Below are 13493 nucleotides of genomic sequence, written 5' to 3'. Positions count from 1 at the left end.
TCGGCGCTACGGCGTTTCACTTCTGAGTTCGGCATGGGGTCAGGTGGGACCACCGCGCTAAAGCCGCCAGGCAAATTCTGTTAATCTGTATCAGGCTGAAAATCGTGTCTGTCTCTTCGCCAAAACACCTTCGGCGTTGTAAGGTTAAGCCTCACGGTTCATTAGTATCGGTTAGCTCAACGCATCGCTGCGCTTACACACCCGACCTATCAACGTCGTCGTCTTCAACGTTCCTTCAGGAGACTTAAAGTCTCAGGGAGAACTCATCTCGGGGCAAGTTTCGTGCTTAGATGCTTTCAGCACTTATCTCTTCCGCATTTAGCTACCGGGCAGTGCCATTGGCATGACAACCCGAACACCAGTGATGCGTCCACTCCGGTCCTCTCGTACTAGGAGCAGCCCCCCTCAATTCTCCAGCGCCCACGGCAGATAGGGACCGAACTGTCTCACGACGTTCTAAACCCAGCTCGCGTACCACTTTAAATGGCGAACAGCCATACCCTTGGGACCTACTTCAGCCCCAGGATGTGATGAGCCGACATCGAGGTGCCAAACACCGCCGTCGATATGAACTCTTGGGCGGTATCAGCCTGTTATCCCCGGAGTACCTTTTATCCGTTGAGCGATGGCCCTTCCATTCAGAACCACCGGATCACTATGACCTGCTTTCGCACCTGCTCGCGCCGTCACGCTCGCAGTCAAGCTGGCTTATGCCATTGCACTAACCTCCTGATGTCCGACCAGGATTAGCCAACCTTCGTGCTCCTCCGTTACTCTTTGGGAGGAGACCGCCCCAGTCAAACTACCCACCAGACACTGTCCGCAACCCGGATCACGGGTCTACGTTAGAACACCAGCCATTAAAGGGTGGTATTTCAAGGGCGGCTCCACGCAGACTGGCGTCCACGCTTCAAAGCCTCCCACCTATCCTACACATCAAGGACCAGTGTTCAGTGTCAAGCTATAGTAAAGGTTCACGGGGTCTTTCCGTCTTGCCGCGGGTACACTGCATCTTCACAGCGAGTTCAATTTCACTGAGTCTCGGGTGGAGACAGCCTGGCCATCATTACGCCATTCGTGCAGGTCGGAACTTACCCGACAAGGAATTTCGCTACCTTAGGACCGTTATAGTTACGGCCGCCGTTTACCGGGGCTTCGATCAAGAGCTTCGCGTTGCCGCTAACCCCATCAATTAACCTTCCGGCACCGGGCAGGCGTCACACCGTATACGTCCACTTTCGTGTTTGCACAGTGCTGTGTTTTTAATAAACAGTTGCAGCCAGCTGGTATCTTCGACTGATTTCAGCTCCGCCCGCAGGGGCTTCACCTACATATCAGCGTGCCTTCTCCCGAAGTTACGGCACCATTTTGCCTAGTTCCTTCACCCGAGTTCTCTCAAGCGCCTTGGTATTCTCTACCTGACCACCTGTGTCGGTTTGGGGTACGATTTCGTGTTACCTGATGCTTAGAGGCTTTTCCTGGAAGCAGGGCATTTATCACTTCAGCACCGTAGTGCCTCGTCATCACACCTCAGCGTTAAAAGGTACCGGATTTACCTGGAACCTCCGCCTACATGCTTAAACCGGGACAACCGTCGCCCGGCTGACATAGCCTTCTCCGTCCCCCCTTCGCAGTAACACCAAGTACAGGAATATTAACCTGTTTCCCATCGACTACGCCTTTCGGCCTCGCCTTAGGGGTCGACTCACCCTGCCCCGATTAACGTTGGACAGGAACCCTTGGTCTTCCGGCGAGCGGGCTTTTCACCCGCTTTATCGTTACTTATGTCAGCATTCGCACTTCTGATACCTCCAGCATGCCTCACAGCACACCTTCAACGGCTTACAGAACGCTCCCCTACCCAACAACACATAGTGTCGCTGCCGCAGCTTCGGTGCATGGTTTAGCCCCGTTACATCTTCCGCGCAGGCCGACTCGACCAGTGAGCTATTACGCTTTCTTTAAATGATGGCTGCTTCTAAGCCAACATCCTGGCTGTCTGTGCCTTCCCACATCGTTTCCCACTTAACCATGACTTTGGGACCTTAGCTGGCGGTCTGGGTTGTTTCCCTCTTCACGACGGACGTTAGCACCCGCCGTGTGTCTCCCGTGATAACATTCTTCGGTATTCGTAGTTTGCATCGGGTTGGTAAGCCGGGATGGCCCCCTAGCCGAAACAGTGCTCTACCCCCGAAGATGAGTTCACGAGGCGCTACCTAAATAGCTTTCGGGGAGAACCAGCTATCTCCCGGTTTGATTGGCCTTTCACCCCCAGCCACAGGTCATCCGCTAATTTTTCAACATTAGTCGGTTCGGTCCTCCAGTTAGTGTTACCCAACCTTCAACCTGCCCATGGCTAGATCACCGGGTTTCGGGTCTATACCCTGCAACTTAACGCCCAGTTAAGACTCGGTTTCCCTTCGGCTCCCCTATACGGTTAACCTTGCTACAGAATATAAGTCGCTGACCCATTATACAAAAGGTACGCAGTCACCCCATGAAGGTGCTCCCACTGCTTGTACGTACACGGTTTCAGGTTCTTTTTCACTCCCCTCGCCGGGGTTCTTTTCGCCTTTCCCTCACGGTACTGGTTCACTATCGGTCAGTCAGGAGTATTTAGCCTTGGAGGATGGTCCCCCCATATTCAGACAGGATACCACGTGTCCCGCCCTACTCTTCGAGTTCACAGCATGTGTGTTTTCGTGTACGGGACTATCACCCTGTACCGTCGGACTTTCCAGACCGTTCCACTAACACACAAGCTGATTCAGACTCCGGGCTGCTCCCCGTTCGCTCGCCGCTACTGGGGGAATCTCGGTTGATTTCTTTTCCTCGGGGTACTTAGATGTTTCAGTTCCCCCGGTTCGCCTCGTTAACCTATGTATTCAGTTAACGATAGTGTGTCGGATTGCACTGGGTTTCCCCATTCGGACATCGCCGGGTCAAGGGTTCATATCACCTCGCCGGCGCTTTTCGCAGATTAGCACGTCCTTCATCGCCTCTGACTGCCAGGGCATCCACCGTGTACGCTTAGTCGCTTAACCTCACAACCCGAAGATGTTTCACTTCTGATTGCGAAAATTTGAGAGACTCGAACACACATGAGCTGTGTGTCGTTTCAATTTTCAGCTTGATCCAGATTTTTAAAGAGCAAATATCTCAAACGTGACTCGTAAGTCAGTTTTGAGATATGACGGCAGGTGACTTTCACTCACGAACCAGCAAGTGGCGTCCCCTAGGGGATTCGAACCCCTGTTACCGCCGTGAAAGGGCGGTGTCCTGGGCCTCTAGACGAAGGGGACGTACAGTCTCAATCGCAAGACGCCTTGCTATTTACTTTTCATCAGACAATCTGTGTGAGCACTACAAAGGCAGGTTCTTTAAGGTAAGGAGGTGATCCAACCGCAGGTTCCCCTACGGTTACCTTGTTACGACTTCACCCCAGTCATGAATCACAAAGTGGTAAGCGCCCTCCCGAAGGTTAAGCTACCTACTTCTTTTGCAACCCACTCCCATGGTGTGACGGGCGGTGTGTACAAGGCCCGGGAACGTATTCACCGTGGCATTCTGATCCACGATTACTAGCGATTCCGACTTCATGGAGTCGAGTTGCAGACTCCAATCCGGACTACGACGCACTTTATGAGGTCCGCTTGCTCTCGCGAGGTCGCTTCTCTTTGTATGCGCCATTGTAGCACGTGTGTAGCCCTACTCGTAAGGGCCATGATGACTTGACGTCATCCCCACCTTCCTCCAGTTTATCACTGGCAGTCTCCTTTGAGTTCCCGGCCTAACCGCTGGCAACAAAGGATAAGGGTTGCGCTCGTTGCGGGACTTAACCCAACATTTCACAACACGAGCTGACGACAGCCATGCAGCACCTGTCTCAGAGTTCCCGAAGGCACCAAAGCATCTCTGCTAAGTTCTCTGGATGTCAAGAGTAGGTAAGGTTCTTCGCGTTGCATCGAATTAAACCACATGCTCCACCGCTTGTGCGGGCCCCCGTCAATTCATTTGAGTTTTAACCTTGCGGCCGTACTCCCCAGGCGGTCGACTTAACGCGTTAGCTCCGGAAGCCACGCCTCAAGGGCACAACCTCCAAGTCGACATCGTTTACGGCGTGGACTACCAGGGTATCTAATCCTGTTTGCTCCCCACGCTTTCGCACCTGAGCGTCAGTCTTTGTCCAGGGGGCCGCCTTCGCCACCGGTATTCCTCCAGATCTCTACGCATTTCACCGCTACACCTGGAATTCTACCCCCCTCTACAAGACTCTAGCCTGCCAGTTTCGAATGCAGTTCCCAGGTTGAGCCCGGGGATTTCACATCCGACTTGACAGACCGCCTGCGTGCGCTTTACGCCCAGTAATTCCGATTAACGCTTGCACCCTCCGTATTACCGCGGCTGCTGGCACGGAGTTAGCCGGTGCTTCTTCTGCGGGTAACGTCAATTGCTGAGGTTATTAACCTCAACACCTTCCTCCCCGCTGAAAGTACTTTACAACCCGAAGGCCTTCTTCATACACGCGGCATGGCTGCATCAGGCTTGCGCCCATTGTGCAATATTCCCCACTGCTGCCTCCCGTAGGAGTCTGGACCGTGTCTCAGTTCCAGTGTGGCTGGTCATCCTCTCAGACCAGCTAGGGATCGTCGCCTAGGTGAGCCGTTACCCCACCTACTAGCTAATCCCATCTGGGCACATCCGATGGCAAGAGGCCCGAAGGTCCCCCTCTTTGGTCTTGCGACGTTATGCGGTATTAGCTACCGTTTCCAGTAGTTATCCCCCTCCATCAGGCAGTTTCCCAGACATTACTCACCCGTCCGCCACTCGTCAGCGAAGCAGCAAGCTGCTTCCTGTTACCGTTCGACTTGCATGTGTTAGGCCTGCCGCCAGCGTTCAATCTGAGCCATGATCAAACTCTTCAATTTAAAAGTTTGATGCTCAATGAATTAAACTTCGTAATGAATTACGTGTTCACTCGTTGAGACTTGGTATTCATTTATCGTCCGAGGACGTTAAGAATCCATGTCACTTTGAGTGCCCACACAGATTGTCTGATAAATTGTTAAAGAGCAGTGCCGCTTCGTTTTCGCTGCGGCGCGGGGTGTGCATATTACGCTTTCCCGCTTCAGAGTCAAGCGTTTGTTTTGCTTTTCTCTGCTGACCCGGCGGCTTGCGTGCCGTTGTTCCGTGTCAGTGGAGGCGCATTATAGGGAGTTCTTCTGAAGTGACAAGAGGAAATTTAAAAAAAATTTCTGACCGTGTTTTTTTTCACCAAAAGAGATGAGATCCAGCTACAAATTGTTCTATTTGATGTATCTGCAACCACAATCACACCTGAGATGGCATAATTAGCCGCATCAATATCTAAGGAATAAAAGCGATGCCATTAAGCGCACAACAGCTGGCAGCTCAAAAAAACCTGTCCTATGTGCTGGCAGAGAAACTGGCGCAGCTGATCTTAGCGGGTAAATATGCTCCAGGTAGCATCCTGCCCAGCGAGATGGAGCTGGGAGATCAGTTTGGCGTTAGCCGTACAGCCGTTCGCGAAGCGGTAAAAACATTAACGGCGAAAGGGATGGTGCTTCCACGCCCGCGCATTGGCACCCGCGTTATGCCTCAGGGAAACTGGAACTTTCTCGATCAGGAGTTGCTCACCTGGTGGATGACCGAAGATAACTTTAATCAGGTCGTCGATCACTTTCTGGTCATGCGCAGCAGTCTTGAACCTCAGGCCTGTCTGCTTGCCGCCACGCTCGGCACAGCAGAGCAAAAAGCGCAGCTCAATACTTTGATGGAAGAGATGGTGGATCTGAAAAAGCACTTTAACCGCGAGCGCTGGATAGCGGTCGATATGGCCTGGCATGAACATATCTATAATATGAGCGGAAATCCTTTCCTGACCTCCTTTGCTTCTTTATTCCATTCTGTGTACCACACTTACTTTACCTCTATCACACAGGATGAGGTGGTGAAGCTGGATCTGCATCAGGCGATAGTCGATGCCATTCAGGAGAGCGACGGGCAGCGAGCCCTGAGTGCGTGCCAGGCGTTGCTGGCCGCGCCAACCCACCAGCAGGTAAATAAATGACAGAGAAAAAAGCACGCAGTATGGCCGGATTGCCGTGGATTGCAGCCATGGCGTTCTTTATGCAGGCACTTGATGCCACTATCCTCAATACCGCCCTTCCCGCCATAGCCCAAAGCCTTAACCGCTCCCCGCTGGCGATGCAATCCGCCATCATCAGCTACACCCTGACGGTGGCGATGCTTATTCCGGTCAGCGGCTGGCTGGCCGATCGTTTCGGCACGCGTAAAGTATTCATGCTGGCGGTGACGTTGTTCACCCTCGGTTCTCTGGCTTGCGCCCTCTCCACCTCTCTGATGGAACTGGTTATCTTCCGCGTTCTACAGGGGATAGGCGGCGCGATGATGATGCCCGTCGCGCGTCTGGCGTTATTGCGCGCCTATCCGCGCAGCGAACTGCTCCCGGTGCTCAACTTTGTGACTATGCCGGGGCTGGTCGGCCCGATACTTGGCCCGGTTCTCGGCGGCGTCCTGGTGACCTGGGCAAGCTGGCACTGGATCTTCCTGATTAATATTCCGATTGGTGTGGCAGGGCTGATTTATGCTCGCAAATATATGCCGAACTTCACCACGCCAAGACGCAGCTTCGATATGGGCGGCTTCTTTCTGTTTGGCCTGAGCCTGGTCCTGTTCTCCAGCGGGATGGAGCTGTTTGGCGAGAAAATCGTAGCGACGTGGCTGGCGCTGGCCGTCATCCTCAGCGGTATTCTGCTGTTCCTTCTATATATACGTCATGCGCGTCGCCATCCGACACCGCTTATCTCTTTATCTCTGTTTAACACCCGAACGTTCTCCGTCGGGATTGCGGGCAACATTGCCTCACGTCTGGGCACGGGCTGCGTACCGTTCCTGATGCCGCTGATGCTCCAGGTCGGTTTCGGCTATCCGGCCCTGATTGCTGGCTGCATGATGGCGCCCACGGCGATGGGCTCGATTCTGGCAAAATCGACGGTCACGCAGGTGCTGCGCTGGTTTGGCTATCGTAAGACGCTGGTTGGCGTGACGATCTTTATCGGATTGATGATTGCGCAGTTCTCTCTGCAATCTGCGGCGTTACCAATCTGGATGCTGATCCTGCCGCTGTTTGTGCTGGGTATGGCCATGTCGACGCAGTTTACGTCGATGAACACCATCACCCTTGCGGACCTCACCGACGAGAATGCCAGCAGCGGCAACAGCGTACTGGCGGTCACTCAACAGCTGTCGATCAGCCTCGGGGTTGCCGTGAGCGCGGCGGTACTGCGGTTTTATGAAGGGTTTGACGGTACAAATACCGTTGAGCAGTTCCACTATACCTTTATCACCATGGGCGCGCTTACCGTCGTATCGGCGGTGGTCTTTATGTTGTTAAAACCAAAAGACGGCCGGAACCTGATTAAAGAGCGTCACAAAGAGAAGGCTAAACCGAACCGCGTTCCATCAGAACAGGAGTAAGCTGCAAACGTTGCTGTTGCAGCGTGGGCTGGGCCATGCGGTGGATCAACACATCGATGGCCAGCTCGCCCAGTTCATCTTTCGGCTGATGGATGGTGGTCAGCGGCGGCGTCATGTAGCGCGCCAGTTCGATATCATCGTAACCGACGATCGCCATGTCGTCCGGGACACGTAATCCCGCCTGATAAAGCGCCTGATAAGCTCCGAATGCCATCGCATCATTACCGATAAACACCGCCTGCGGGCGCGGCTCTTGCGCCAGCAATTTCTGCATTGCTTCAAATCCACCGTTAAATTCGAAATCGCCGGTGATGCAATAGCCATCAGGAATGGCAAGCCCCGCACGTTCCATGGCCGAAAGATAGCCTTCCAGACGCAGGCGCGCCGGGGTTTTATCCAGCGGGCCGGTAATACAGGCAATGCGGGTATGACCTTTATCGATCAGATGCTGAGTCGCCATATCGCCGCCCAGCAGCGAGTTATCCTGGATCAGATCGCTGGTGCCGTCGAACGGCGCCCAGTCCATCATCACCGTGGGAATAGAAGGGTAGCGCTGGATGATCTCTTTCGAAGGTTGATGCGTTTCGGTACAGAGCAGCAGCAGCCCGTCGACGCGTTTTTGCATCAGCGTTTCCAGGTTACGGTTCATGCGCTGCTCATCGCCTTCGGTATTGCACAGCACCAGGCTGTAGCCGCGCTCGAAGCAGCTGCGCTCCACGCCGCGCACCAGTTCAGAATAGAAAGGATTGGTACTGGCCGTGATCAGCATGCCGATGGTGCGCGTCTGGTTAAGCTTAAGGCTGCGCGCCAGCGCGGACGGCGCATAGTTGAGTTCTTTAATTGCAGCGTCAACTTTCTCCCGAATCGCCTCGCTGACGAAGCGATCGTTATTGATAACGTGGGAAACAGTCGAGGTAGAAACGCCCGCCATACGGGCGACATCTTTCATTGTGGCCAAGCGTTACCCCTGCTGACTTAAGAATTCATCAATCTCTTTACGCCATGGAACAGAAGGCTGAGCGCCTTTACGCGTCACCGCGATCGCAGCGGCGGCATGCGCGAAGCGGATCGCTTCATCCATTGCTTTTCCTTCCAGCAGCGCCGTTACCAGCGCACCGTTGAAGGTGTCTCCTGCGGCGATGGTATCAATGGCTTTGACCTTAAAGCCCGGCACGCGACGACCTTCGCCATTGACGCTAGCCCACACCCCACGGCTGCCGAGGGTGATGATCACGGTGCCGATGCCTTTATCATGCAGCGCAAGCGCGGCACGCGCTGCATCGTCATCATTTTCGACACGGATACCCGTCAGCTTTTCCGCTTCGGTTTCGTTCGGGGTGATAATATCCACCAGCGCCAGCAGCTCGTCTGATAATACACGGGCAGGTGCCGGGTTAAGTACGACAGAGGTATGATTTTCATGCGCAATTTTCGCAGCGGCCAGCACGCTTTCAACCGGTGACTCCAGCTGCATCAGCAGGGCTTCCGCTCCGGCGATGATTCCACGCTGCGCTTCGACGCGTTCAGTCGTTAACGCGGCATTAGCCCCCGCATGAATACCGATGACATTCTCACCTTCCGCATTGACGAAAATCAGCGCCACGCCGGTAGATTCCCCTGCAACCACGCTGACGGGTGCGATGTCGATGTTGTCGCTTGCGAGCTGTTTGCGTACGCGTTCGCCGGTATCGTCATCACCCGTACAGGCGATAAACGCGATATTCGCCCCGCTGCGTCCGGCGGCAACCGCCTGGTTTGCGCCCTTACCGCCGAACGCCACCTGATACTGATTGCCGGTGACGGTTTCGCCCGGAGTGGGGAACGTTTCAAGGTTAAGAATGTGATCGGCATTGATACTGCCAAGGACGACGAGGTTGCCTGCGGTTTTCATGTATTGAGGTGTCCATCTGAGAGCGCCACCGGTATTACCCGGTGGCGTATGCCACACTTTTCTTTTATTTGGTGTCCCTCAGGCAGCCAGCGACTGCCTGAATCGCCTTTACTGCTTAATGACCAGTTTCAGGTCAACAGGATATTTGGCCTGAACTTTTTCGCCCTTCAGCACTTTATCGGCAGTTTGCACGCCAGTCGCGCCAATCTGCTCAGGCAGCTGAGCGATGGTCGCAGCCAGTTTGCCATCATTTACTGCTTTTTCACCATCCGGCGTGCCGTCAAATCCGACAACCATCACATCTGATTTACCCGCAGTCTGGAGCGCACGCAGCGCACCGAGCGCCATTTCGTCGTTCTGTGCGAATACCGCCTGCACATCAGGATGCGCGGTCAGCAGGTTCTGCATGACGTTCAGACCCTTTGTACGGTCGAAGTCTGCCGGCTGGCTCGCCAGCACGTTGAATTTGTGCGCCGCTACAGCCTGCTGGAAACCTTCACCACGTTCACGGGCCGCGGAAGTCCCGGCGATACCCTGCAACTCAATCACTTTCGCGCCTTCACCGGCTTTCTTCGCGATGTAGTCGCCGGCGATTTTTCCGCCCAGTACGTTATCAGACGCAATGTGGCTGACCACATCCCCTTTCGTTGCCTGACGGTCAAGGGTGATTACCGGGATCTTCGCCTGGTTTGCCATCTTCACGGCATTACCGACCGCGTCGGAATCGGTTGGGTTGATCAGCAGGATTTTGGTGCCACGAACGGTTAAGTCCTGAACGTTAGCCAGCTCTTTCGCCGGGTTGTTCTGAGAATCCAGCACCACCAGGTTGTAGCCCAGTTTATCTGCTTCTTTCTGCGCGCCATCCTTCAGGGAGACGAAGAACGGGTTGTTCAGGGTAGAGACAACCAGCGCGATGGTGTCCTTCGCCATGGCGTTAGCACTTACGGTTGCGCTCAGCGCGACAGCAGAAACCAGGGTAGTCAGTTTTTTCATGTTCATATCTAAGATGTCCTGTAGTGTCGTCAGTTACTGTTTTTTGTTGTCTACCAGTACCGCCAGCAAAATCACCACTGCCTTAACGATCATCTGGTAATAGGAGGAAACACCTAACAAATTCAAACCATTATTCAGGAAACCGAGGATCAGTGCGCCGATCAATGTCCCAACAATGCGACCTTTACCGCCCGCAAGACTCGTACCGCCCAGAACCACTGCCGCGATGGCATCCAGCTCATAGCCCGTACCCGCCGTTGGCTGTGCGGAAGAGAGGCGCGCCACTTCGATGATGCCCGCCAGAGACGCCAGCAGGCCGCACAGGGAGTAAACGATAATTTTGACTTTATTAACGCTGATACCGGACAGGCGCGTTGCCGCTTCGTTACCGCCCAGCGCATAGATATAACGACCCAGACGGGTATGGTGCAGCATGTACCACGCCGCCAGGAAAACGATAGCCATGATCCAGACCGGGGTCGGGACACCCAGCGGGCGACCGATACCGAACCAGCCAAACAGATCGGCGTTATCGGTAAAGCCGGTATTAATCGGGCTGCCGTTGGTGTACACCATGGTCACACCGCGCAGCAGCAGCATCATCACCAGCGTGGCGATGAACGCCTGAACGCGACCTTTCGCCACAATTACGCCGGTTACGGCGCCAATTGCCGCACCTGCCGCCAGCGCAGCGGCAACGGCCACCAGCGCGTTGACCTCAATACCGACAATCGACGCGGCGATCGCGCCGGTGAGGGCCAGCAGGGAACCGACGGACAGATCGATACCCGAGGTCAAAATCACCAGCGTCATCCCCACCGCCATAATGGCGTTGACAGAGGTCTGCTGAAGAATGTTGAACAGGTTATTGACGGTAAAAAAGTTCGGGCTCATGGTCGAGACAATCGCGATCAGCACCAGCAGGGCAATCAGCGATTTTTGTTCCATCAGCCATGCCTTTGTGAAATAGCGGCGACCAGAAACAGCCTGGGTAGTCATCTTCTTACTCCTGATTCACGCGATTAAGCTTGCCCACAGCGGCAGCCATCAGAACTTCCTGGGTGGCCTGCTCGCGAGTGAATTCACCACCGAGATGCCCTTCATGCATGACGATAATGCGATCGCTCATGCCTAATACTTCTGGCATCTCGGAAGAGACCAGAATGATGCTCAGACCGTCGGCCTTGAACTGGTTAATCAGCTGATAGATCTCTTTTTTCGCGCCCACGTCCACGCCGCGGGTGGGCTCATCGAGGATCAGTACTTTCGGGCGCGTCATCAACCCGCGGGCAATCGCCACTTTCTGCTGATTACCGCCGGACAACAGGCCAATCGCCTGCTCCATCGATGGGGTTTTAACGTTAAAGAGACGGATAAAATCGCTGACCGCCTGCTGCTCATCTTTGTGTTTCAGGCTGCCGCCGCTGCGGCTGAAATAGCCTAGCGCAGTCAGGGACATGTTCTCTTTTACCGACATGCCCAGCACTAAGCCGTCGCGCTTACGGTCTTCAGAGATATAGACGATGCCATTCGCCAGCCCGTCCTGCGGCGAGCGGGTGACCACTTCATGGCCGTCAAGGGTAACGTAGCCGCTGGTGCGCGGCAGTGCGCCATAGAGCACTTTCATCAGTTCAGTACGCCCCGCCCCCATCAGGCCCGCGACGCCAAGGATCTCGCCCTTGCGCAGGGTAAAGGAGACGTCATTCACGCCCGGTCCGCAGAGGTTATCCACCTTCAGGCGGATCTCACCCGGCGCTTTCTCCAGATGTGGATACTGATCTTCGAGCTTACGTCCCACCATCATTTCGATCAGCGAATCTTCGGTCAGGGTTGCTACTTCGCGCTCGGCAATAAACTGCCCGTCGCGAAAGACGGTGACGTCGTCGCAGATTTCGAAGATCTCTTTCATGCGGTGTGAGATATAGACAATGCCGCGGCCCTGGGATTTCAGCTCACGGATCACGCGGAACAAGGATTCGGTTTCGGTATCGGTCAGGGCGTCGGTCGGTTCATCCATAATGATGACCTTCGACTCGAAGCTCAGCACCTTCGCGATTTCCACCATCTGCTGATCGCCGATGGAAAGGTCGCCCACCAGTCGGTCGCTCTTAAAGCGCAGATTCAGCTTCGCCAGCAGTTTGTCCGCTTCGGCATACATGGTTTTCCAGTCGATTTTGCCAAACCGGTTCACGAACTCACGGCCGAGGAAGATGTTCTCCGCAATGGTGAGCTGCGGGATCAGGTTCAGCTCCTGGTGGATGATGCCGATGCCCGCTTCCTGAGAGGATTTCGGGCCGTTGAAGGTGGTCTCTTTACCCAGCCACAGCAGCGAACCGGCATCGCGTTGGTAGATACCGGTCAGCACTTTCATCATGGTGGATTTGCCGGCGCCGTTTTCGCCCACCAGCGCCATGACGCGCCCGGAATAGACGTTCAGCGCCGCGCCGGAGAGGGCTTTTACGCCCGGGAACGATTTATCGATCCCTTTGAGTTGCAGTAATGCGTCCATGATGGCCTCAGAAGGTGACGCCAGCACAGAGAATGATATTCGCATACGGGGAACACTCCCCGCTGCGAATCACCGCCTGACTGTCTGCGGTTTGTTGTTTGAACTGCTCGTGCGTTGTGTAACGAATTTCTATGGTGTTTCCCTGGTGCTGTTGCAGTTGCTCAATGTGGCTGAGCAACGTTTCGTGGAGTTGCGGATTATGTTGTTTGATTTCCGCCGCGAGAATGGCCGCCTCAACCTGCATCTCCGCGGTGACCACTTCCAGTACCTGCATGAACGAGGGCACGCCCTGCGTTAACGCCATATCGATACGGGTTGTGCTGCGCGGAACCGGTAAGCCTGCATCGCAAACCACCAGCGTATCGGTATGCCCAAGACGGGAAATCACCGATGAGATTTCTGAGTTGAGTACTGTGCCTTTCTTCATTTTTTGCTCCACTAGCGAAACGTTTCGCTAAAAACAGTGTAGCCGCAGAAGTGTTCAGAAAACCATCATGACGTAACGGATTTGTGATCAACGTCGAAACGTTTCGCTAAGTGAAATGCAGAGGAGGTAAATGCAAAACGGTAACCGTCAGG

At 54.5% G+C, this 13493-nt stretch carries 8 protein-coding genes, 1 tRNA gene and 2 rRNA genes; 2 read left to right on the top strand and 9 right to left on the bottom strand.

Annotated elements, in window-relative coordinates; all coding sequences use genetic code 11:
• Positions 1–140: 140 nt before the first annotated feature.
• From SK47_RS01615 to SK47_RS01605, 3 genes are all read right to left on the bottom strand, one after another.
• Positions 141–3044, bottom strand: a 23S ribosomal RNA gene (locus tag SK47_RS01615).
• 182 nt (positions 3045–3226) lie between these two features.
• A tRNA-Glu gene (locus SK47_RS01610) sits at positions 3227–3302 on the bottom strand.
• Positions 3303–3386: 84 nt separating this feature from the next.
• Positions 3387–4928, bottom strand: a 16S ribosomal RNA gene (locus SK47_RS01605).
• Together the 16S and 23S rRNA genes with 1 tRNA gene alongside form the textbook arrangement of a ribosomal RNA operon.
• 455 nt (positions 4929–5383) lie before the next feature.
• On the opposite strand from SK47_RS01605, the gene SK47_RS01600 reads away from it, so the two are divergent.
• Both SK47_RS01600 and mdtD read left to right on the top strand, forming a co-directional pair.
• Complete coding sequence (locus SK47_RS01600; RefSeq protein WP_003862405.1) at positions 5384–6091, top strand: FadR/GntR family transcriptional regulator; 708 nt, start codon at positions 5384–5386, stop codon at positions 6089–6091.
• Complete coding sequence (mdtD, locus tag SK47_RS01595) at positions 6088–7521, top strand: multidrug transporter subunit MdtD (protein ID WP_022652092.1); 1434 nt, start codon at positions 6088–6090, stop codon at positions 7519–7521. Before SK47_RS01600 ends, mdtD begins: the two co-directional genes overlap by 4 nt.
• On the opposite strand, the gene rbsR is transcribed toward mdtD, so the two are convergent.
• From rbsR to rbsD, 6 genes are all read right to left on the bottom strand, one after another.
• Entirely contained in the window at positions 7487–8479 is a 993-nt protein-coding gene (gene rbsR / locus SK47_RS01590; RefSeq protein WP_072200116.1) for a ribose operon transcriptional repressor RbsR, read from the bottom strand. The two genes, mdtD and rbsR, sit on opposite strands and share 35 nt — an antisense overlap.
• Before the next feature lie 3 nt (positions 8480–8482).
• Complete coding sequence (gene rbsK, locus SK47_RS01585) at positions 8483–9412, bottom strand: ribokinase (RefSeq protein ID WP_022652094.1); 930 nt, start codon at positions 9410–9412, stop codon at positions 8483–8485.
• A gap of 108 nt (positions 9413–9520) precedes the next feature.
• On the bottom strand, positions 9521–10411 hold the full coding sequence (gene rbsB / locus SK47_RS01580) for a ribose ABC transporter substrate-binding protein RbsB (protein WP_048243382.1): 891 nt from the start codon (positions 10409–10411) through the stop codon (positions 9521–9523).
• A 27-nt stretch (positions 10412–10438) separates the two neighbouring features.
• A complete protein-coding gene (gene rbsC / locus SK47_RS01575; protein WP_003862395.1) occupies positions 10439–11404 on the bottom strand; it encodes a ribose ABC transporter permease in 966 nt (321 codons plus the stop codon).
• A gap of 4 nt (positions 11405–11408) precedes the next feature.
• Positions 11409–12914 (bottom strand): ribose ABC transporter ATP-binding protein RbsA, encoded by a 1506-nt coding sequence (gene rbsA, locus SK47_RS01570; protein WP_003862393.1) that lies wholly within the window; start codon positions 12912–12914, stop codon positions 11409–11411.
• A gap of 7 nt (positions 12915–12921) precedes the next feature.
• Positions 12922–13341: a D-ribose pyranase gene (rbsD, locus tag SK47_RS01565; RefSeq protein ID WP_003862392.1), complete on the bottom strand. Its 420-nt coding sequence runs from the start codon at positions 13339–13341 to the stop codon at positions 12922–12924.
• Between the last annotated feature and the right edge of the window lie 152 nt (positions 13342–13493).

Source organism: Enterobacter sp. BWH52, assembly GCF_001037565.1.
Lineage (GTDB): Bacteria > Pseudomonadota > Gammaproteobacteria > Enterobacterales > Enterobacteriaceae > Enterobacter > Enterobacter hormaechei_C.
Note: the sequence above shows the minus strand (reverse complement) of the source record. Positions and strands in the feature narration are given on the sequence as shown.